The organism is Citrobacter sp. Cpo045 (assembly GCF_030332875.1).
GTDB lineage: Bacteria > Pseudomonadota > Gammaproteobacteria > Enterobacterales > Enterobacteriaceae > Citrobacter > Citrobacter portucalensis.
In genome coordinates this window covers 342006-364654 of sequence record NZ_JAOWGZ010000091.1, presented here as the reverse complement: position 1 = coordinate 364654, position 22649 = coordinate 342006, and the positions used below count along the sequence as shown (strand labels likewise).

At 51.9% G+C, this 22649-nt stretch carries 18 protein-coding genes; 8 read left to right on the top strand and 10 right to left on the bottom strand.

Features of this window, described 5'->3' with window-relative positions; genetic code table 11:
• The 10 genes from OGY13_RS10410 to OGY13_RS10365 form a co-directional block, all read right to left on the bottom strand.
• Entirely contained in the window at nt 1-2847 is a 2847-nt protein-coding gene (locus tag OGY13_RS10410) for an anti-phage-associated DUF1156 domain-containing protein (protein ID WP_213752382.1), read from the bottom strand.
• Nucleotides 2847-3434: an anti-phage-associated DUF3780 domain-containing protein gene (locus OGY13_RS10405; RefSeq protein ID WP_047743273.1), complete on the bottom strand. Its 588-nt coding sequence runs from the start codon at nt 3432-3434 to the stop codon at nt 2847-2849. Before OGY13_RS10405 ends, OGY13_RS10410 begins: the two co-directional genes overlap by 1 nt.
• Nucleotides 3431-6499: an anti-phage-associated DUF499 domain-containing protein gene (locus OGY13_RS10400; RefSeq protein WP_213752381.1), complete on the bottom strand. Its 3069-nt coding sequence runs from the start codon at nt 6497-6499 to the stop codon at nt 3431-3433. Before OGY13_RS10400 ends, OGY13_RS10405 begins: the two co-directional genes overlap by 4 nt.
• Nucleotides 6500-6523: 24 nt before the next feature.
• Nucleotides 6524-6640 carry an excisionase family DNA-binding protein gene (locus tag OGY13_RS25115; protein ID WP_371417121.1) on the bottom strand — a complete coding sequence of 39 codons (117 nt, stop codon included), beginning with the start codon at nt 6638-6640 and terminating at the stop codon, nt 6524-6526.
• 486 nt (nt 6641-7126) lie between these two features.
• Nucleotides 7127-7390: a hypothetical protein gene (locus tag OGY13_RS10390; RefSeq protein ID WP_047743275.1), complete on the bottom strand. Its 264-nt coding sequence runs from the start codon at nt 7388-7390 to the stop codon at nt 7127-7129.
• A 272-nt stretch (nt 7391-7662) separates the two neighbouring features.
• On the bottom strand, nt 7663-8535 hold the full coding sequence (locus tag OGY13_RS10385; protein ID WP_213752380.1) for a phosphorothioated DNA-binding restriction endonuclease: 873 nt from the start codon (nt 8533-8535) through the stop codon (nt 7663-7665).
• A gap of 501 nt (nt 8536-9036) precedes the next feature.
• The gene (locus tag OGY13_RS10380) at nt 9037-10293 is read right to left on the bottom strand and encodes an NAD(P)/FAD-dependent oxidoreductase (protein ID WP_213752379.1); all 1257 of its coding nucleotides are present in this window, start codon (nt 10291-10293) and stop codon (nt 9037-9039) included.
• The gene (locus OGY13_RS10375) at nt 10280-10534 is read right to left on the bottom strand and encodes a (2Fe-2S)-binding protein (protein ID WP_048227173.1); all 255 of its coding nucleotides are present in this window, start codon (nt 10532-10534) and stop codon (nt 10280-10282) included. Before OGY13_RS10375 ends, OGY13_RS10380 begins: the two co-directional genes overlap by 14 nt.
• Nucleotides 10531-11634, bottom strand: a complete 1104-nt coding sequence (locus tag OGY13_RS10370; RefSeq protein WP_213752378.1) for an NAD(P)/FAD-dependent oxidoreductase — start codon at nt 11632-11634, stop codon at nt 10531-10533. Before OGY13_RS10370 ends, OGY13_RS10375 begins: the two co-directional genes overlap by 4 nt.
• Nucleotides 11631-12572: a 4-hydroxyproline epimerase gene (locus OGY13_RS10365; RefSeq protein WP_213752377.1), complete on the bottom strand. Its 942-nt coding sequence runs from the start codon at nt 12570-12572 to the stop codon at nt 11631-11633. The genes OGY13_RS10370 and OGY13_RS10365 overlap by 4 nt, the downstream gene beginning before the upstream one ends.
• 33 nt (nt 12573-12605) lie before the next feature.
• Here OGY13_RS10365 and OGY13_RS10360 point away from each other — a divergent pair, with 33 nt between their 5' ends.
• The 8 genes from OGY13_RS10360 to OGY13_RS10325 all read left to right on the top strand — a co-directional run bounded on the left by OGY13_RS10360 (nt 12606) and on the right by OGY13_RS10325 (nt 22648).
• Nucleotides 12606-12788, top strand: a complete 183-nt coding sequence (locus tag OGY13_RS10360; protein ID WP_048215035.1) for a hypothetical protein — start codon at nt 12606-12608, stop codon at nt 12786-12788.
• 92 nt (nt 12789-12880) lie between these two features.
• Complete coding sequence (locus OGY13_RS10355; protein ID WP_008786078.1) at nt 12881-13696, top strand: AraC family transcriptional regulator; 816 nt, start codon at nt 12881-12883, stop codon at nt 13694-13696.
• Nucleotides 13697-13834: 138 nt separating this feature from the next.
• Complete coding sequence (locus tag OGY13_RS10350; RefSeq protein WP_213752376.1) at nt 13835-14755, top strand: dihydrodipicolinate synthase family protein; 921 nt, start codon at nt 13835-13837, stop codon at nt 14753-14755.
• Nucleotides 14756-14769: 14 nt separating this feature from the next.
• Entirely contained in the window at nt 14770-16377 is a 1608-nt protein-coding gene (locus OGY13_RS10345) for an aldehyde dehydrogenase (NADP(+)) (RefSeq protein ID WP_213752412.1), read from the top strand.
• 11 nt (nt 16378-16388) lie between these two features.
• The gene (locus OGY13_RS10340; protein WP_213752375.1) at nt 16389-17990 is read left to right on the top strand and encodes an APC family permease; all 1602 of its coding nucleotides are present in this window, start codon (nt 16389-16391) and stop codon (nt 17988-17990) included.
• 11 nt (nt 17991-18001) lie between these two features.
• Nucleotides 18002-19012 (top strand): Ldh family oxidoreductase, encoded by a 1011-nt coding sequence (locus tag OGY13_RS10335; RefSeq protein WP_213752374.1) that lies wholly within the window; start codon nt 18002-18004, stop codon nt 19010-19012.
• Between the two features lie 810 nt (nt 19013-19822).
• Entirely contained in the window at nt 19823-21193 is a 1371-nt protein-coding gene (locus OGY13_RS10330; protein WP_016155590.1) for a tyrosine phenol-lyase, read from the top strand.
• 189 nt (nt 21194-21382) lie between these two features.
• Nucleotides 21383-22648: an aromatic amino acid transporter gene (locus OGY13_RS10325; protein WP_032942280.1), complete on the top strand. Its 1266-nt coding sequence runs from the start codon at nt 21383-21385 to the stop codon at nt 22646-22648.
• The last annotated feature ends 1 nt before the right edge of the window (nt 22649 follow it).

The following is a 22649-nucleotide window of genomic DNA, read 5'->3' as shown; positions in this document are numbered from 1 at the left end:
TTACAGCCTCTGGTTTCGAATAGCTTCCGCAAGAACACGCGCACAGCTTGCTTCCTGCTCTGGGTTGAACGTTTTCGTGCCTTTTAAGCCCTCACGCTTCTCTGCCAGGTAATCGGCCATTTTTGCAAGCAGTTGCTTATTTGGCAGGTAGTTCGGGCAGTTCTCCATTAGATGCAAAAGCACATCATCCACTTCTACGTCTTTCGAGAGCTCAAACAAGGCATAGAGCAGCGACCGTAGCGGAGTACCAGCCATTTCGGCATCACCTGCCATCATGGCACTTTTGAACTCTGTCGATAGTTTAAGGCGCGCAGAATTAGCCTTTGAGGCATCACTCATTAGTTGAGCAAAGTGGTGAACCTTGAACGCCTTTGCGAAGTTCTGATAGTTATCCAAGGTTTTTGCACCTTGATGCTCCATCTCGGCCATCTTCAGATAGAAGCGTTCAACTGCTTGGAGCTTCTGCCATTCGCCTTTCTCAAAACCTACTGGTACCAAGAACTGAACAGCAGTTTGCACCGCGAAATCAATCAACTCATCAACGAAAGTCTTTTTGCCTTTTTGGCGTGGCGCCTCGGCTTCCGTCACCATGTCTTTACCGTCGATACGGGAATAGGCTGTGAGCACTTTCAAAGCAGCTGCATAACCGGCCATTTGCAGGTCTGCATCGGTGTACAGGCCCTCGGCGCCTTGGGCACGAACTTTTTTGTCCAATCCGATTAACGATTCAACTTGTTCTTTAACTGCTTCTTCAATTTCCCACCCTAAATCATCACGAAAGGTTTCTAACGCCTGATGGCGCTTACGCAAAATCAGAATGATGGTGCCTTTTACGTTAGAACCACCACGTAATGCAGAGTCAGTTTCAGTCACCACGTACCACGCCGCCGTTACCTGTAAGCCGCTGGCCCAAATAATATTGGCCATGTCCGCCCAAATGGCACCACTTTGATGGGTAAACATCAGCACCTGCAAGCCATTGTCTGGCATCTTCTGCGCCATCTTTCGATAGGCAGCGACCATACCCGTGCGGAAGCCGTCGTCCTCCCCCTTTATAGCGATAGATCGCCTACTATCCCATATCCAATGGGCAAACTCCTTTGGAGGATTTTTTCGTAACCAAGCAATAAAGAATTCTGTAATCTCTTCATACTTCACCGCATCTCCATACGGAGGGTCAGTTACGTATATATCATTTTCAACTTCAATATCATGTGCCGGATGGCAGTTTACAAACGCTTTGGCCGGTAACGGAAAGCTATAAGTTTTCTCTAGCAGATATTTAGAAGAAAATGAGAATGGTCTAACTCCATAGTTGTAAAAAGTATTTAGAGCCTGATTATAGAATGTTTGAGAGATTGATTCGCGCGCAGCACCAGTTCCGTACCGACATAGTTTTGTGGACCAATCTAACAGCCTACTAAATGATACATATAGCTGCTCTGAGAAAACCGGGTCAGCTAGGAGTGTTTTCTTTAGGAGCCCTAACATCAAAAGCTGCCTAGGAGAAAACAAGTGATGCCAATAAGTCCAACCCCTGGTTCTAATAGGCTCATCAGTCTTATCACCTGCTTCTATCGCCATATCTGGGATATAGCCTTTTTGCTGCCATTCATTAAAGTGAGAAGAAACGTATTCAACTACTTTAGCTTCCCGATTTAGATCATCATGATTGACGGACCGAAACTCGGTTTCGAGGCGAGATTTTCCATCGATCATTTTCTCCCACTGAACGCAATAGAGGCGCTCTTGAAAAATGTCTTCCTTTCTTGGAGTGAAGTCGCTCTTTTCCCACTTTCGCAGAGCTGAAGTTGTGACTCTTCCAACCCGAACGTCACCACGGATACTACTAATCTTTGATCTATAATGCTGCCCCGGCTCAGGACTATGAATCAAATAGCCGCCATCAAAGGTCGGATTATCCAACGCTTCCATTTCATTCTTATCGTTGCAGTACTTAACCTCAATTTCATAACGCTTTTCCGATTCAACTGGAATTAAACTGACAACTACAAACTTGCTTGCACTAACTACAAGTGTCGGAAGAACTGGAACCGACCAGCCACTTTCTGGACAAATTACTTCAACGCAATAAAGGTATGCCTTTGCTCTCCAGCCTCGACCATCAACCTCAACTTCAAGCTCATCAATTTCTTGCTGAACTCTTTCAACCAATTTGGCTTGAGCCGCCGCAAGACCTGATTTGCTCTTCGCCGGCGCGCCGACGACATTGAAACTCCCCCATGTCAACAAGCATGCCATAGGATTTAAATCAGAGGCATATACATTGCAACCGAGTCGAGCGGCTTCAAAAGGAATCTGACCAGAGCCTGCAAATACGTCTGCAACCTTTGGTCGATGACCAAAGCGTGCTATTCCCATTTGCTCGACTAACTCAGGAATCGAGTTTGCGGAGGTTCCTAAATGAGCATTAACTCTCCCCCAAACAAGGGCAAAAAGAGAGTCCCCAACTTCCTCCGCACGCTTTCCTGCGCGAACCTGATCATTAAACGGAAGAACTAAGTAATCCCCAATGTCTTCTCGTTTTGAAGCAGGCAAATTCTCTTCGATTCGCCTTTGCATTGCTTCGGGGGCCATCCCCATGAGAAGCTCAAAAATCTCCAAATCTTTAAGGCGGTCCTCTGTCACAGGCAACAGCGAACCCAAAATGCAAGCCTTATTCAAAACTAGCGGTTTTCGACCTTTCCAATAACTACCCAATGCAACTAAAGTTTTACTTTGTACCGCGCTTTGTTCTTTAAAACTTTCAGCAGATATCTTTTGTACTGGAAACAAGTGCTCAATCAGCGCTGGCTTGTCTTTCCATTCAAATGGTTGCAACGCCATCAAAACTCTCCTTTTTCCATAAACCCAAACAGATCCTGGGGATCTTCTTCAATTTGAAGCTTTTTAGACTTGGGTTTCTTTTTGATTTCCAACTTGATTTTGGCTCCATCCGATAGCGCACAATAGAGTGCTTTACGCCAGCCACGCTGTGTTTGATCGTCTCGACCCGCTTCCGCAGCCGTTTTACTATAAAGCCACCATCTTTCTTCTGGGCGAAGAGCCAGCCATTTTTGACAAATAATCAGGCACTCATCGGGTGAGGCATGTTCTGCAGCCCAGCCGAGCACACACAGCTCGCGCCCTAGAAAGCGGTCAAGCTTCACTTTGCCGGTAGACCAATTACCAGAACCTTGCTTCTTCATCTTTAGGCGAGCATTAAAATCCCGGCGGGCGTCGTCACGAATCTTAGTCCACAGTTCCCTAGCCAATATCAGGCGACGTTCTACGGTTTCCCGGCGCGATTCATCACCATCGAAGCCATAGTCTTCGCAGATCACAACTGCGTCACGGGGGGCAGCGGGAATTTCCACATAGAAGTGATGCATGCCGAATTCTGGCGGCGCTCCAAAATCAACGGTTTTACTCATCGTTGCTCCACCTCACCATTACCAATTTCAATGCCAAGCTGCTTAGTAAATTGTTCAAGATCATAGCCTGTTTGGGTGTAGGCCTTTTTGAAGGTCATTACTACAGGGGCTTCTGGACTCAGTACGGTTTGCAAGTGTGTTAATGCGGTTTCAATGAATTCAGCGGTGATTTTCATTTCCCCTAGCGACATGTGTATTACTTTTGGCGCAGAGCCAACCATCAGGCTAACCTGCTCGAATTCAATACCTTTCTCTTTGGCGATTTTCAGTCCTGCGTAGGTTTTTGCCGAGCTATCCATACGTTTTGGCGAAGGGCTTACCAAAGTGGCAGGCTTATCTTTAATAATTGGGATTTCTTTGGAGCCAGACGCGGCAAAGGTGAAGTTTCGTTTTTCTTCTAGTCCATCACATTCAGCGAAGACATAGACCGTGGTTTCCGCATCACTAAGCTGGATTGGCGCTGAGTAGGTTTCGCCGTTACGCGCTTCTGAACCATCAAGTGTGTATTTAATGGTGCCCTTGGGTGCAACAAACAGCTCGACTGTTCTCGCAACCTCATCAAAGCGATTACGTAATGTCAGGCGGTTATTCCAAGTCTTTGGGTCGCCGGTAAGGTTTTTACCCGTAGGGTCTACTGCCAAAAACTGCACTCGCAATGCCTTGGTTGCAAGAGTGTTTTCACTGAGTACTGGGCTGCTTTCGGTGACAGCACAGTCTTCGGCGTAGTGAATACGAGGACTGTTACCTGCATTGGCAACGTCAATTTTAAGGCGAACAGTACCTGCGTCATCCGGCGATAAATCTTCACTGATGATAACTTCTGTGGTTTTGGGCTTGGGCTTTTTCGTAATGTAGCCATTGCCCAAGTCTTCCCACACACCACGCTGGTAGGCTTCAATCGCAAGTTGATCGAAGCCACGGCTTGGCACCCAAGGCATCTGTGTTTTTTGCTTCATCTTATCGAGCAAATCAGTCTTTCTTGCCTCGTCAAGGGTACCGAACAGCAAAGACTCAGCCCTGGCACGCAGTGCGTCGAAGTTTTCGGTGATCTGTGTGTAGAGCTTAATCGGATCGGAGGTTAGGGTTTTAACTACCTGACGTTCACCGTTATAGGGCTCGTTGGACGGATAAGTGCTATCGAGCGCTTTGGGTCGCAAAACATCTTCACCGCGATTGTTGCCGGGGAATAGGAGCTTGTCGAAAACGGAGAGCACAGTAGTTTGGAAGTCTTGCTCGTACTGCGCTTTCTTCTCATCCAGCTCTTTACGCTGCGGGTGAGACGCAGGTATCTCGTTGTCGGCTTTGGTAACAGCATAAACGTGGCGCGCTGCTTTCTCGATGCTGGCAATAGAGGACTTGTCGCCTGTTAATACCAGGATGTTGTTTTTGTTCACTAAACCTTTGAAGAAGTTACCTACTATACCTGGCGGTGTTTTGCCATCAGGGCTGATGATTAATAAGGCCCGCCCACTTTTCAGCGTGGCCTCTGCTTCATCCATTTCAGGCAACGGTAGTACTTTTTCGTAAGCTTCTTTTGTTACAGGCCTATACATTTCTTCCAGTCGATGGCGAATTAACTCATCTACCTTATTTTGAGGCGACTTGTCTGCGTAGCCTTGAAGTTTTTTGGTGAGATTTTCTTGGTGACTGAAGTAATTGCGCCCTTCTTGTGTTTGATGCAAATACCAAGCTGATTTAGCAAGTTCAGTGAATGCGTTTCGGTAGTCACTACCCTGATGGTTAGGATCAATCAAACATTCCAGCATTTCGCTCTCGGTTAAGCCCTTAACTGAGTTCACTGCGGTGGAGAGGCTGGCTGTTAGCAATAGCGTACCAACCTGTTGCGCATAATGGTTGCCGTTATTGAGGTCAATGATCTGAGCATGAGCGCTGTCGGTGGAGTCCCAAAGATCTCTTGCGATAACATCGCGCATTTCTGAAATTTCAGCCAGCTTCTCACGAACATCGTGTATCGAAAGATCAAAGTGTTGGGCACCGATCAAATACACCTCTTCATCGCTTTCCCACACCGATTTAAGCAGTCTAGAAACCAACTCCATCAAACCACGGGTTTGTTTGAACTTTTCGTTTTCTTTGAATAAAGCAACGATGCTTTTAAAGCTTGGATGGAATGGGTAAGTAGATTCGATGTCATTTGCTAATGCTTCTGCACTGCGCTCTACGGTCTTGGCTTTAGCGGCTTCCGCAAGTCTTGAAGCATAGACCGACGCAATTTCAGAGACCTCACTTTTGTCTGGCAGAGACAAAAACAAACGTTTACGCAGAATCTCGTAGATTTCATTGGATTCAAGGTTTACCGGCGTAATGGATACCTCGGCGCGCCCGAGTTCTTGCGTAGCATCATCCAATGCACGCTGAATCAGTTTGCCTCCTGTATCGTAGGCTGCCTCAAGATCGGAAACTACAATACATACATTCTTTTTCTTCTGCGCTGCAGTCAACATATTGGAAAAAGCCCGTGTCACTACATCAGCTATAGTTCCTTGCCCAAGGACTTGGGTGCTGTAGTAGTGGAAGTATGGTGGCATTTCGTCCAACAAGATTAGGATGGGTTCCTCACCATCAAAGATATTTATCCATGCTTGTTCATCTGGAGCTTTGGCTCCTGATTCCCAGTACTCTCTGAATACACCCTCTCGACCTAACTGCCGAGCGATCTCACCCCAGAAATAGGAATGGGGATTATTGCGTCCATTGAATGCTGCTATTTTGGCTGAACCATAATCTGATTGGTATGGCATTGATCCTAAGTGGCTATTTCGAAGGGCAGCATCTTTGGCTAATAAGCCAAAGCCGACCATCAAGTGGGTTTTACCACCACCCATAGCTTGCTTCAGGTGGAAAACAGTATCGTTTGATTTACCGGCTAAGCGAGCCATACCCTTGGAGAGCAAAGTTTTAAAACCGTCAGTGATGAAGGTCTTTTTAAAGTACTCTTGGCCATTGGTGTCGTTGATGATTTGATCAAGCTGTTCAATCTGGTCGCCGACATTGATTTCCAAGGCCTTCGGTTGCAACTGGCATGCACTACGTACGGTTTTCATTAAACTGCTCCTAAATTTGCTTTTTTATTCTTGATTACTGTTTTCACCAGCTTTGCCATCGCGTATCCAGCCATCTACTTCATCCTTTTTAAATTTCCAAAGGCGCCCAATCATGTGTGCAGGTATACCCTTCTTTGCGATCTACTTGTATACCGTGTCTAGCTTAATTTTGAGGTAATCTGCAATCTTATCAACGGATAACCATCTGTCTTCTGCTTTGGACTTTATTGGGCATTTTTTGGGCAAAAAAGGTTGAGGAACCACATAGTTATAGGGTTACATCGTAACAAACGAGGCTTAAAATTGTCAGGATAGAATAGTAATAGTTATTGTAAGCGTAAAGCCACTGCCGCCTGTGATTCTGGTCCCAATATCGTTAGATTGGAACTCCTTCTAAACCAGATGGATCTATATTCATGGAAAACGCTGCTGTCTGGCGAACTGAATCACGCATGGTCTACTCCATACGCATCCGCCAACTGTATACCTTGGAAGATGGCCAGATGGGGTTGTGGATGGACGCCTTTAAAGCAAGATGTTCTACTCGTTTGACCTTTTCAGGCTCCATAAGCTGAAGGGCATTTTGAAGGTAGCCTGCGGTATCGAAATCGCCAAATGGATCAAAACTCATGCAGTGGCTTTTTTATGAAGGTGCTTTTGTTCGCGGAAGTAACGTCCCTGAAGCTGTAAAATTTCAGATTTACTGAGTACACCTTTCTTTTTAAGGTTTACCAGTAATTGCTCAACGTTATCCAGCTCGACAGAGTCATCGGCAAGTGCAGTAATGGTCACAGCAACGCGGCTCATGCCATCACGGTTAGCTGTAACATTGTTATCTTTTGCCAGCTGTTGAACATAGCTAGCGACACTAACGATAGTTTTTTGGGTCATGTGGCCATCCTCAGTTCCTGGTTAAGTTTTAGCATATCGAGGTTGTAGTGTCTTCAGAACTGCACTAAACACATCATATGTGGTGTGGAGGGCTGATGAGGCAATTTAGGGTTAGGATAGGAATTGTCGATGAGTGATAATCACGCAACTTTGTGATCTTCCACGCAGTATTCAATTTTATGTCCCATTTTGGGGGCAAATCCCCAAAATAAAATCTCACAACCCATTAATTTTCAATGAATTAAAAGAAAAGGCGAGTCCGGCCTTCGCACTCACCCCCTAAACACCTCCTTCCTGTGCCACTCCACAAAACCTTCTTTTGGATAATTCTCGCGCATCATCGGCAGCGCTATCGATTTACCGTCGAAATCCCAGAATAGTCTGCCCACCATACCGCTGCCATTCACTGCGGGTGATACCTGAATTCGCATACTCTCATCCAGCCCAATCGAACCTTTATCAAAGGCTTTATGATGAATTGCACACAGCGCCAGGCCGTTCGAAATCTCGCACGGACCGCCGTGCTGTTTCCATTTGATATGGGCGGCTTCCAGGGCGACTGAGGTGCTGTCGTGGCGCATATTGAAGCCACAAATGGCGCATTCATAGTTATAGGCTCGTAGAACCTGCTGGCGGAACAACGGGTCCCGCTGTTTGCGGATTTGCAGGATATCAAATCCCAGTTCATCCGCGATCTCTTCCTGGATGCTTTCGGTGAAGTGAGCCTCGAGAATTTGCTGTGCCAGGGTGTTAATGAGGTTTTTGCTCTTTTTCAGTAGGGCAAAATGCTGTTCATCAAAACCTCCCGCAACGTTATGCGTCACCAGTTCTCCGGCGGGGGGCTGTTTGCTGCTGCTGGATGTTGAGCAATGCTCGGCGTTTTGGAGCTCCCAGAATCCATCGCCCTGTAAGCGCCAGAAGGGCATATCCGGGCGGTACTGCGCGCGCTGTGGTCCAAATCGCTCCAGCAGGCTATGCAAAGGGGCGCGAACTTCTGAACCGTAATCAAACAGGCGGTCATGGCCTTGCTGATACCCCGCCAGCACGTGAAGCAGCAGTAGGGGCTTGTGCGGCGCGCGCTGTTCGCCTTTACGCCAGATGGTGATGTCAGCAATTGCCTGTTGCAGGGATTTACTGGAAGTCATTGATTTCATTTTCGGGTAAATAATTGCGATTTTGCTCGCAAAATATCACTTAATCAAGCGTTGCTGTGTCTATTACGGCCAACACTAAAAATAATATTCATTATCGAATTCGCAGATTAAATAAAACACTTTTTTCGCCATATTATTTTAAAGTTATTCATGCTCATTCATAGGGGTGTTTTATAAAAATAAACCTTGCTTTAGTAAGTGTTATTTTTTCTAACCATATGGAAAGAAAAGGTTATTTCCTGGGGTGTTATGCTGGTTTCTGCTTGTTAATAAAAGCAATATCGGTAATTTGAAGTGTTGGGTTTATCATATTTTAAACATGCATGACATTCCCTTTATATTTTTGAATGTTTGGCATAAATAGGACGCTCGGTTCCCAATACACAGAGCGAAATAGATATGGGTGAAGATAAAAATTAATCCCTTTGACGAAATGGTCTACGGATACACCACATCAAAAAAGGCGCCAGTGGGCGCCTTTATACCTGACCATCACCCCTCTGGTTTTGCTAGATGGATAAGCGTGTCGATACGCGCAGGGGAGAGCGGTTCGCGCGGCTGCGGCAGCGGCCAGCCGTACAGCCAGCGGGCGCTGGTGGCGCAGACTTTTCCCTGGCAGGCCCCCATTCCACAGCGTGATGCGAGCTTTGCCGCTTGCCAGCTTTCGGCGTTTTGCACGTCGCCACAACGAATATCCTCACAACGGCAGAGCAGCGTATCTGCGGTGGTCGCGGCTTTTAGCGACTCCGGCAGCGCAAACGTCGTATGCAACGCCTGGGCAAAACGCTGCCAGCGGGCGCGCGCGGAGATGGCGCTTTGGGCCTTTTGCGGACAATTTGCGGCGGCATAGCCGGCAATTTCTCCCTCGGCTAACGCCAGCTCGCTGCCGCCAAAGCCGGTGCATTCTCCTGCCGCATAGATATCCTGCACGCTGGTGCGTTGCGCCGCATCGACCCAAATAGCCTGATTTTCTGTTTTGCAGCCAAAGATTGCGCCAGGTTCTATATTCGGTACCAGCCCATAGCCAATGGCCAGCCTGTCGCAGGCGATCTCCCGGATTTGTCCCTGGTGGCGCACGGTCACTGACTGCAGACAGGGATCACCCTGCGCTTGGATGACCTGGCTTGCCGGATGATAACGGGCTGGAAAGAGCTCGCCGAACTGACGCAATTTTTCAGGCCAGCGCCATAGCCCGGTTGCGAAACGGGCCAGTGCGGTCATCGGGGCCTGTTCGATGATGGCGACAATATTCCCGCCAGCGCGTTTCACCGTACTGGCGACCGCCAGCAGAAGAGGACCGCTGCCTGCAATGACCACGCGTTCCCCCTTGAGTTGCAGGCCATGTTTTATCTGCGCCTGCAGGCCTCCGGCCCCCGTCACATTGGGTAGTGTCCAGCCGGGAAAAGGCAGCGAGAGTTCTCTGGCGCCGCAGCATAAAATCAGCCGCTGCCAGCGGATTTCGCCGCAGTCGTCTGCGGTTTCGAAGACTACGGAATGTGGGGTGGGGCGGGCAATTAGCCGGGCACCGCTCAGCAGTGTGATGTTGGGATGTTCCGCCACCGCCTGACGAAGCCGTCTGGCGTGCCGGGGGAGTGAGACCTGCGGCCCGTCGCGCCAGATTTGCCCGCCGGGGCGCGGGTTATCATCAAGGATTATCACTGATTTTCCACAGCGTGCGGCAGCCAGTGCCGCCGACAATCCGGCAGGCCCTGCGCCAAGGATCAGGATCTCACAGTCAACGCTTTGCATGATGGCTCCTTTCAATCACCATTTCAGGCTGGCATTCCGTCTGGCAGGCCAGCACCCGGTGTCCGTTCACCGTGACGCGGCACTCCTGACACACCCCCATTCCGCAGAAGGGCGCGCGCAGTTGACCACTCACCGAACGACGGGTCACGCCGTTGCCCACCAGGACCAGTGCTGCTGCAATACTCATTCCGACGGGAACCTCACAGGTCTGGCCGTCGATAATTACGTTCAGGGTCGTCATGCGATGGCCTCCTGCTTGTGCAGGCGAGCGGGAAGCCAGGCATCCGGGGACACCGCCGGGCGCTCGCCAAGGATCTGGGCGCAAAGTAACTCGGCGGTTGCTGGCGCGGTTGTGACGCCGAGTCCTTCATGTCCCAGCGCCAGCCAGATACCCGGACGCGCAGGATGTGGGCCAATCAGCGGGTTACCGTCAGCCGATGCCGCGCGAAAACCGCTCCAGCAACGGATGATATTTAGCGTCTCCAGAGAGGGTAAAAAATGGCGCGCGCGCGCCAGCATCTGTGCCAACAGGGGGAGATCAACCTCGCGGTCGGTGTTATCAAACTGGCGGGAGGAGCCAATCAGCAACTGTCCGGTGGGGCGTGGCTGAATGTTAAATGCCACTGAGGTGCCGCCTGCATGGGCGCTGGCACCGTATCCCAACTCTACCAGCTGGTGGCTGAGCAAGGGGCCGTAGCGGTCGGTAATCGCCAACTGGCCTTTTTTGGGTCTGAGCCAGTTTTCACCCAGCAGCATATTGGCACCCAGACCGCTGGCGATGACGATGGCGCGTGCGCGCAGTCGTTTGCCGCTGTGTAGAGTGACGTAAGGGGCATCAACAGTGAGGGCGCTATCCCGAAGGTGCGTTAAATCGGCATCGTTAATAAACCAGCGGGCGACGTTTGGGGCGTAAACTATCCCGTCGCCGGGGACCCACAGCCCGCCAGTGAGTCCGGTGGTGAGCAGCGGTTCGCGTGCGGCGAGCCGATCGCGGGTCTGCATTTCACTGACAACCTGGTATTGTGCCATCCGTTGTTGCTTTTCTTCTGCCAGCGCAAGCTCTTGCGGCGTTTCCGCCAGCCACAGCGTGCCGCATCCGCGCCAGGCACAGCTTTCCGGCATCCGGGGCGTCAGTTTGCGCCAGCTCTCCAAGGACCAGGCGGAGAGTGCGAGCTCCGCAGGATCGTCATCCATGCACACCAGGTGACCCATACCCGCCGCCGTCGCGCCCGCATTGCCGTCATCGACCAGCGTGACTCGCTGCCCGCGAGCGGCCAGTTGCCAGGCGCAGGCGGCCCCGATAATCCCGGCACCGATGACGATGACGTCACTTTCGATCACAGTGAGATCCCCCAGCAGAACGGATCTTCAGGATTGAGGATCAGCTTATTATCACCACAGACCCATGCCTCTCCGCGGATCGTCGGGACGATCTTGTCGCCATGCGGCACGAAATGCGCCGTAAATTCGCTGCCGATGATGCTCGCCTGCCGCCAGGATTCTCCGGATTTGAGTTTTCCATCTTCTGCCAAACAGGCCAGCTTAGCGCTGGTGCCGGTGCCGCAGGGCGATCGATCCCAGGCTTTACCGGGGCAGAGTACAAAGCTGCGGCTGTCCGCGCGATCATCTTCTGCAAACAGTTCGATGTGATCGATAATGCCGTCATGTTCGCCACGGATGCCTGCACGATCTAACCCTTCACGGATTGCCCATGCGTACTCCGTCAATTCAGGGATCTTTTCCGGCGAGACCGCGAACGGATGATCGTTGACGAGGAAGAACCAGTTGCCGCCCCAGGCGATATCACCCGTTACCGTACCGTGGACGGTTTCAACCTGTACCTGCTTACGCCAGCGGTAGGCCGGCACGTTTTCGACCGAGACGCTGCCGTCTTCGTGCAGTGTGGCCGTCACATCGCCCACCGGCGTTTCAATCAGATGTTTACCGGGTTGAATGCGCCCAAGCCATGCCAGCGAGGCAATCAGCCCGATGGTGCCGTGACCGCACATGTTCAGAAAGCCGCAGTTATTAAAGAAGATGACTCCCGCCGTGGCATGTGGCGAAACCGGTTCACAGAGCAATGCACCGACCAGAACGTCGTTACCGCGTGGCTCAAGAATAATGGCTTTACGCCAGTCGTCGTAGTCGCGGGAAAAGCGCTCGCGACGCTCGCTCATGTTCCCCGTTCCCAGATCCGGAAAGCCGTCGATGACCAGGCGAGTGGGTTCACCGCCGGTGTGAGAATCAATCACTCTCAGTTCACTGTACTGTGCTGTCATAGGATCTCCGGGAAGTTAATGTTTTGTTGCTAAATGCTGACGCAAGCCTTGCGTCCCGGCTTGATCGCTTTCGTCACCGCAAATGACGAAATCAGCATAATGACCGCTGTCATCGTTAAGGCATTATCATATTTATTTGTTATTAATCATTTTGTTAGTGACGTGGTAAACCAAAATAGGCAACTGCGCCAGTGGCTGGAAAAGGGGAAATTATAAATCTACGGCAGGATCGCAAAACGCAGTAAGGATGCTTGCTAGGTTAACAAAAAGTTAATAAATATTCAGATCACTAATCGGGAGGAAGCGTGATGTCCTGTGTGATTAATGATGTGCGGGCCCCGTCGCCGGTGCCTGAAGTGGCTGAACTTAGCCAGATATGTGAGGGGTTGGCGCGTCAGCGTCCGGACAATATCCAGACGTTGCTCCATGCGATGGCATTGATTGCGCCGCTGCTCAATGCCATTCCGAATGTGGTTTTTTTTATCAAAGATGTGCAGGCCCGCTATTTGATGGTCAATATGACCCTGGCACGACGCTGCGGGTTTAAGACGGTCGTTTCTCTGCTGGGTAAAACCTCTGCTGATGTTTTCCCTTCAGCGCTTGGGCTGGGCTATACCGAGCAGGATATGCGGGTGCTGCGCGAAGGGGTAACGCTGCGCGATCAGCTGGAAATGCATCTCTACAACGGTCGTGAACGCGGCTGGTGTTTGACCCAGAAGCTGGCGCTGCGGGATGCGCAGGGCCAGGTCATCGGTATGGCGGGGATTTCACACGATCTGCAGGAAGCGCAGGCGCGTCACCCGGCGTGGCAGCGGCTGGCGATCGTCGACGATCATATCCGCAACCATTATCACCGTCCCATCGCGATGGAAGAACTAACCGCCCTGAGCGGCATGTCGGTGGCGCAAATTGAGCGCTACTGTAAGCGTATTTTTCATCTCACGCCGCGCCAGATGATCCACAAAGTTCGGCTGGAAAAAGCCACCGAACTGCTGGCGGGCGATACGCCGATTACCGATATTGCGTTGCAGTGCGGTTATACCGATCACAGCGCGTTTAGCCGCCAGTTTAAGGCGATGACGGGCTCTACGCCGCGTGATTTTCGCATTACGCTTGCCGGGTAAGACACACTCACTGTGCTAATTTCGTCATCAAAGAGGAAGAAAACCACCAAGCAGTCGGTCGCCTGAAACGTCAATCTGTCAGTGAATATTCACCATTCATTCACTTTAAATTAACAAATTAACGACAAGGAACCGAACATGAGCAAGAAAGCCATTCACTGGAGCGGTGTATTCCCGGCAGTCAGCACCCAGTTTCGTAGCGATTATTCCCTGGATCTGGATGCCACCCATACGGTGATGAAAAACCTGGTCAAGGATGGTGTTTCTGGCCTGGTGGTGTGCGGCAGCGTGGGGGAGAACACCTCTCTGACAACGCAGGAAAAGCTACAGATCATCGAAGTAGCGAAAGATGCAGCGGGCGGTCAGATCCCAGTCATTGCGGGGGTGGCCGAATTCACCACCGCGTTTGCACAGAAGATGGCGAAAGAGGCAGAGCGCGTGGGCGTCGACGGTATTATGGTGATGCCTGCGCTGGTGTATTCCTCAAAACCGCATGAAACAGCGGCCCACTTCCGCAGTGTGGCTACGGCTACCGACCTGCCTATCATGGTGTACAACAACCCGCCGATTTACAAAAACGACGTGACGCCGGATATCCTGGCGACGCTTGCCGACTGCGACAACATCGTCTGTTTCAAAGACTCCTCCGGCGATACCCGCCGTTTTATCGACCTGCGTAACTCTGTTGGCGACCGCTTTGTGCTGTTCGCTGGGCTGGATGATGTGGTGGTCGAGAGCGTTGCCGTTGGGGCGGAAGGCTGGATCTCCGGAATGTCGAACGCCTTCCCGCGTGAAGGGGAGACGTTGTTCCGCCTGGCGAAACAACAGCGTTATGAGGAAGCGATGGCGCTTTACCGCTGGTTTATGCCGTTGCTGCATCTGGATGCGCGCCCGGATCTGGTGCAGTGCATCAAGCTCTGTGAAGAATTGCTGGGGCGTGGCAGCGCCATTACCCGTCCACCGCGTCTGGCGCTGGAAGGGGATACCCGTGCGCAAGTGGTGGCGATTGTTGAGAAGGCGCTGGCGACCCGTCCACAGCTGCCGGATGTTGGCCTTTAAGTAAAGGAGTGATGATGACGCTACCTCTCTCTGTTTCGGGTCAGCAGTTTATCGCCGGACGCCGCGTGGCAAGCGGTGAGGCGACGCTGCCAAGCCTGCGTGCCGCTGACGGCAAGCTGACCGGATACCATTTTTACCCGGCCTCTCGTGAGGAGGCCGCCGCCGCGGCGGAGGCGGCTGACCAGGCGTTTCCTGTCTATTCACAGACAGCGCCAGACGTGCGTGCCCGCTTTCTCGACACCCTTGCCGACGAGTTGGATTTGCTCGGCGAGGATTTTTTCGCCATAGCCCACCAGGAAACGGCACTGCCGCTGGCGCGGTTACAGGGAGAGCGCACCCGTACCAGTAATCAGCTACGCATGTTTGCCGGGGTGCTGCGTCGGGGCGATGCCTTTGGCGTACGCATTGACACCGCACTCCCTGACCGCCAGCCGCTGCCGCGCCCGGACCTGCGTCAGTATCTGACCGCGCTTGGCCCGGTGGCGGTGTTCGGGGCCAGCAATTTTCCGCTGGCCTTTTCTACGGCGGGAGGCGATACCGCATCCGCGCTGGCGGCGGGTTGTCCGGTGGTGGTGAAAGCCCATCCCGGACATATGGCGACGGCGGAATTTACTGCCCAGGCGATTGTGCGTGCGGTCGCGGCATCTGGCCTGCCTGCGGGCGTTTTTAACATGATTTTCGGCACCGATATTGGCGCGGATCTGGTTCGCCATCCGGCGATTCAGGCGGTGGGTTTTACCGGTTCGCTGCGCGGCGGTAAGGCGCTCTGGCAGCTGGCGCAGCAGCGTCCGCAGCCGATCCCCGTCTTTGCGGAAATGTCGGCCATTAATCCGCTGATTATTCTGCCGCAGGCCGTCGCCACGCGGGCAGAAACGCTGGCCAATGAGCTGGTGTCCTCTTTCACTTTGGGATGTGGGCAGTTTTGTACCAAGCCGGGGCTGATCCTTGTCTTACGCGGCGAGGGTATGTCCAGCTTCACGCAGGCGCTGAAGGTCGCGGTTGACCAGGCACCGGCACAGATCATGCTGAATGCCCCGACGCTTGCCCATTATGAAGAGGGTGTCAGCGCGCTTGAGGCACATCCGCATATTCAGCGTTTGGCAGGGTCTGATGAATCGGTTATCGGCCGCGCGCAGGCCCGGTTGTATCAGGCTCCGGCTTCGCTGCTGCTGGCACAGGATCCACTGCTACAGCAGGAGGTGTTTGGCCCGCTGGCGGTATTGGTCGAGGTGGCCGATGAGGCGGAGTTGCAGTCCATTTTGTGCGTGATTCCGGGCCAACTGACGGCTACTGTGCACGCCGAATCTGATGATGGGCCGCTGGCGCAGCGCCTGCTGCCAGCCCTCACCGAAAAAGCGGGACGCGTTTTGTTTAACGGTTATCCAACCGGTGTCGAGGTTTGTGATGCCATGGTGCACGGTGGTCCGTGGCCTGCCACCACCGATGCTCGCGGTACCTCGGTAGGGACGCAATCCATCGACCGTTTTTTACGCCCGGTATGCCTGCAAAATGTGCCTGCCGCGCTGCTTCCGCCTGCTGTCCAGGATGACAACCCTCTGAACCTGCTGCGCCTGATTAACGGGCAGTGGACCCGGGAAGCCATTTCCCCCTCTGTTGACTGAAGGGCATGACCATGACGATTCACTCTACGCACCAAACACAGGCCCGCGTTGCTGAGGTGGGTAAATTTAAAAAGCAGCTAACGCTAACCGACCTGACGTTTATTGGGCTTGGGGCTATCTTCGGTTCCGGCTGGCTGTTTGCCGCAAGCCATGTGGCATCGATTGCCGGACCTGCGGGCATTGCCTCGTGGGTCATCGGCGGGATTGCCGTTCTGCTGTTAGGGATTGTCTATTGTGAGCTGGGCGCGGCACTGCCTCGTGCCGGGGGGATTATCCGTTATCCGGTCTTTTCCCACGGTGAGTTGATGGGGTATCTGCTTGGATTTATTACGCTGATTGCGTTTTCAAGCCTCATCTCCATAGAGATTGTTGCTGCGCGGCAGTATGCGGCAGCATGGTTCCCGATGCTGACTCAAACTAGCTCAAGCGACCCAACGCTGCTGGGATGGGTGGTGCAGTTTTTGCTGCTGTGTTTGTTCTTCGGGCTGAATTACTACAGCGTAAAAACGTTTGCCCGTTCCAATAACATCATCAGTATTCTGAAATTTTTGGTGCCGCTAGCGGTCGTTGTGACGCTATTTACCTTTTTCAAACCTGAGAACCTGCACGTTCAGGGGATTGCACCCTTTGGTATGTCGGGCGTTGAGGCTGCGATTAGCGCCGGTGGGATCATCTTCGCCTACCTGGGGTTGACGCCAATTATTTCTGTGGCGAGTGAAGTAAAGAATCCGCAGCGTACCATCCCGGTGGCGCTGATTTTATCCGTGGTGCTGTCGACGATTATTTACGTGCTGTTGCAGCTGGCATTTCTTGGCAGTATTCCGACCGATATGCTGGGTGGCGGCTGGGCGGAGATCAGCAAGCAATTCTCGCTGCCGTACCGGGATATCGCCATTACGCTCGGTATGGGCTGGCTGGCGTTTATGGTGGTGTGCGACGCGATTGTCTCCCCAAGTGGTACCGGCAATATCTACATGAACGCCACGCCGCGCGTGATTTATGGTTGGGCGAAAGCAGGCACCTTCTTTAAGACGTTTACCCACATCGATAAAGAGTCTGGCATTCCGCGTCCGGCGCTGTGGCTGACCTTTGCATTGTCTATCTTCTGGACATTGCCGTTCCCGTCATGGGAACAGCTGATAAGCGTGGTGTCGGCGGCGCTGGTACTGAGCTACGCCATTGCCCCGGTCACGGCGGCGGGGCTACGTCGTAATGCACCGGATTTGCCGCGCCCATTCCGCGTGCGTGCCTTCGGGATTATCGGTCCGGTGTCGTTTGTGATTTCGGCGCTGATTGTATTCTGGTCTGGCTGGGGCACGCTGTCATGGCTGCTGGGACTGCAGATTGTGATGTTTGTCGTCTATGTGCTTTGCAAATCAAAAGTGCCGGTACACACCGTGAGTCTGGCGCAGCAGGTGAAATCGTCTCTGTGGCTTATCGCTTTCTACGCGCTGATTATGCTCTTCTCCTGGCTGGGCAGTTTTGGGGGCACAGGGGTGATTGGTCATCCGTGGGATACGGTGGTGGTAGCGGTGATGTCGCTGGGAATTTACTACTGGGGTGAGCGAACCTGTCTGCCGCGGGCTAACTTTACCGGTGATGAAGAAGAGTAAAGGAGTCAGTCATGGAGATGGTAAACCTCTCGTTAACAGAGGCTTATGCGCTGGCATATAAGGTGCTGCGCGGGAACGGATTCAGTGAAGCGCATGCCGTGGCGATCGCGACAAACGTGACCCACGGTGAGCGTGATGGCTGTGCCTCGCATGGTTTGTGGCGGTTGCTGGGGATTGTGGAGACGCGACGTAAAGGAAAGGTGTCACCTGACGCTGAGCCGGTTGTCACCGATACCGCACCGGCCATTGTGAAGGTGGACGCCGGTGGGGCATTTTCTCTGCTGGCATTCGAGCGCGCGCTTCCACTGCTGATAGAAAAGGCGCGCCACAGCGGTATTGCAGCCCTGGCGATTAACCGCTGTGTGCACTTTTCGGCGCTGTTTGCCGACGTTGAGCCGCTCACGGAGGCGGGGCTGGTGGCGCTGGCGACGACGCCCAGCCATGCGTGGGTTGCTCCCGCAGGCGGGACGCAGCCGCTTTTTGGCACTAACCCGATAGCATTTGGCTGGCCGCGTGAAGAAAAATCCCCGTTTATCTTCGACATGGCCACCAGTGCGGCGGCACGGGGAGAGATCCAACTCCATCAACGGGCGGGAAAAGCGGTGCCGGAAGGGTGGGGGATTGACGGTGACGGTCAGGCCACCACCGACGCGCAGGCGATCCTCGACGGCGCGATGTTGACGTTTGGCGGGCATAAAGGGTCTGCACTGGCGGCAATGGTGGAATTGCTTGCCGGACCGCTCATCGGCGATATGACCAGCGCGGAATCGCTGGCGTGGGATAAGGGGGCTGGCGGGTTGCCCTATGGTGGCGAGCTGATTCTGGCCCTGGACCCGGCCCGCTTTCTGGGACGGGAGGCTCCGCAGCATCTGGCACGTGCCGAGAAACTCTTTGCCGATATGCAGCGGCAAGGAGCGCGTTTGCCGGGCGAGCGTCGCTATCATTCCCGTATGCGTACAACTCGTGACGGTGTAGAAATAACCCATTCGCTGTTCAAGGATATATCCGCGTTAGTGAAATAATTATCGCGAGAACAGGAGGGATTATGTCCCTCCTGTTATACGTTTATATAAATAGTTACTGTGATTAGCGATGCGCAGGTGTTGGCGCACCTTCGTATCTAGCTAATAAAACCCCTGTAAATTCCCCCAGTGATCTTCGGTAAGCCCAGATGTAAATAAGATGAAATAAGCGCGAATAGCATGCTTTTGGAATAAATAGAAAACGCCTTCATCCCAATAAATCCGGTATTATTCATCGTATTTATTCATTATCTTTCACGCGCCTGAATATCCCCACGCTCCAGAAAACAACGCCTGTCGGCATCAGACCAAAAATGCGATCTAACTCACTGAAGCAAATAGCAAACTCTGAAACAACGCTTAATTGTACACTTTGCTTTACACTTTTAGTGATATGAATCACAAATTTAAACCAGCGAAGTGATCCGACTCTCACAAATTGGGGTGTACTCATTGAGCAATACATTATGAGAACAGCCTGGAAAGTTAAGTTTTCAGTATTTTCCCTCTCCAGTGACATGCAACGGTGAAGGGCAAATCAACACGCAAAAAAAACTCGTTGAATATGAACGGGTAAAAAAATGACGTGTGATTTGCATCACTCACATTTACAGCTTTTTAAATTATTGCCAGTGATTAATGTTGACCGGGCTATTTCCATAATCAATCAAATCTTGCATAGTGCCTCCACATTATTTCTCCCCCTGGCTCAGGAGGCGAATAGTTATATTTCATCAGACTTTATTGATGAACCAGGTATGATTTACTTCACATTAATACGTACATGACCACTGTTACTGGAGAAACAAAATGAATTATCCGGCAGAACCCTTCCGTATTAAAAGCGTTGAAACTGTATCTATGATCCCGCGTGATGAGCGCCTTAAGAAAATGCAGGAAGCGGGTTACAATACTTTCCTGTTAAATTCGAAAGATATTTATATTGACCTGCTGACCGACAGTGGCACCAACGCAATGAGCGACAAGCAGTGGGCCGGAATGATGATGGGTGATGAAGCTTACGCGGGCAGCGAAAACTTCTATCATCTGGAAAGAACTGTGCAGGAACTGTTCGGCTTTAAACATATTGTTCCGACTCACCAGGGGCGTGGCGCAGAAAACCTGTTATCGCAGCTGGCTATTAAACCAGGGCAATATGTTGCCGGGAATATGTATTTCACTACCACCCGTTATCACCAGGAAAAAAATGGTGCGGTGTTTGTCGATATTGTTCGTGACGAAGCGCACGATGCCGGTCTGAATATTGCGTTTAAAGGTGATATCGATCTTAAAAAATTACAAAAACTGATTGATGAAAAAGGCGCAGAGAATATTGCGTATATCTGCCTGGCGGTGACGGTTAACCTCGCAGGCGGGCAGCCGGTCTCGATGGCGAACATGCGTGCGGTGCGTGAACTGACGGCAGCGCACGGCATTAAAGTGTTCTACGACGCTACCCGCTGCGTGGAAAACGCCTACTTTATCAAAGAGCAAGAGCAGGGCTTTGAGAACAAGAGCATCGCCGAGATCGTGCATGAGATGTTCAGCTACGCCGACGGTTGTACCATGAGTGGTAAAAAAGACTGTCTGGTGAACATCGGCGGCTTCCTGTGCATGAACGATGACGAAATGTTCTCTTCTGCCAAAGAGTTAGTCGTGGTTTACGAAGGTATGCCATCCTACGGCGGCCTGGCCGGACGCGACATGGAAGCCATGGCGATTGGCCTGCGCGAAGCCATGCAGTATGAGTACATCGAGCACCGCGTGAAGCAGGTTCGCTACCTGGGTGATAAGCTGAAAGCCGCTGGCGTACCGATTGTTGAACCGGTGGGTGGTCACGCGGTATTCCTCGATGCGCGTCGCTTCTGCGAGCATCTGACGCAGGACGAGTTCCCGGCACAAAGTCTGGCCGCCAGCATCTATGTGGAAACCGGCGTGCGCAGTATGGAGCGCGGAATTATCTCTGCGGGCCGTAATAACGTGACCGGTGAACACCACAGACCGAAACTGGAAACCGTGCGTCTGACTATTCCACGCCGTGTTTATACCTATGCACATATGGATGTCGTGGCTGACGGTATTATTAAACTTTACCAGCACAAAGAAGATATTCGCGGGCTGAAGTTTATTTACGAGCCGAAGCAGTTGCGTTTCTTTACTGCACGCTTTGATTACATCTAAAAAATAGTTATGGCCCCATCACGCGATGGGGCTTTTTTGTATTCCTTTTCCATGAACAGGAAGCCTTTGCGGTGCCCGTTACCGTGACATAACTAAAAAAAGTAAACCCTGACTCCGACATTTTTATTATCCGCATGATGTACAAATGACAGCTGTAATTATAACGAATAGTCTACAGGAACATTTATCATGGATATTAATGCCATTGAGCGACAGAGTAGTACCCCCGGACTGATTAGCGGAACCATGTTGGTTATCGCGACCGTAGTGGGTGGCGGGATGTTCTCCCTGCCGATTGCGATGGCCGGCGTATGGTTCCCCGGTGCGTCTGTTATTCTTCTGTTTATCGCCATCATGATGTTATTAACCGGTCTGATGCTGGTTGAAGTCAACCTGCATTATGGCGCTGGTGCCAGTTTTAATACCTTTACTCAGGATTTATTAGGCCGTAAGTGGAATATTGTGGTCGGTATCGCTTTCGGCTTTGTGCTGTATATTCTGACCTATGCCTATATTTCCGGATCGTCAGCGGTGATGGCGCAAACCGTGTTCAAATACAGCGGCGTGCGCTTTCCGGCGAATATCTCGGTGGTGATCGTCAGTATGCTGGTCGGCGCGATTGCCTGGTACAGCTCTTTGCTGGTCGGACGCATCACTACTGTGTTGATTATCGGTAAGTTTATCGCGTTCTTTGCTACTTTCTCCGGGCTGGTTGGTCATATTGAAGTGGCGAAACTTGTCGACAGCGTGGCGGTGGCGCTGCCCAACTCACAGTACCTGCCTTACATTCTGATGACGCTGCCGTTCTGTATTATCTCGTTTGGTTTTCACGGTAACGTGCCGAGCCTGGTCAAGCTGTATGGCAAGAGTGGGGTCTCGAATATCACGCGTTCGATTATCATCGGTACGCTGTTTGCCCTGCTGCTGTACATCTTCTGGCTGGGCGTCACGATGGGTAACATCAGCCGTTCCGCGTTCCCGCCAATTATCGCCAAAGGCGGCAATATCGACGTGTTTGTTGAAGCCATCAGCGAGCTGTTCACCAGCCGGTATATGGATCTGATCCTGACCTTCTTCGGCAACTTCGCAGTAGCCAGTTCTCTGCTGGCGGCGACCCTTGGCTTGTTCGATTACATCGCCGACCTGTTTCACTTCCCGGATGACGGCATGGGCCGCCTGAAAACCGCGCTGGTGACCTACTTCCCGCCAGCCGCAGTATGCTTCTTCTTCCCGAACGGTTTTGTGCACGCGATTGGCTACGCCGGTCTGGCCTTTACCATCTGGAGCGTGATCCTGCCGCCGTTCCTGGTGAAAGCCGCACGGAAACGTTTTCCGACCGCCAGCTATACCGCGCCCTGTAATAACACCGTGCTTAACCTGGTGATTGTCTGTGGGGCGGTTGTCTATCTGACGGTTGTTCTGGACGTATTTGGTCTGCTGCCAACGTTTCGTTAGA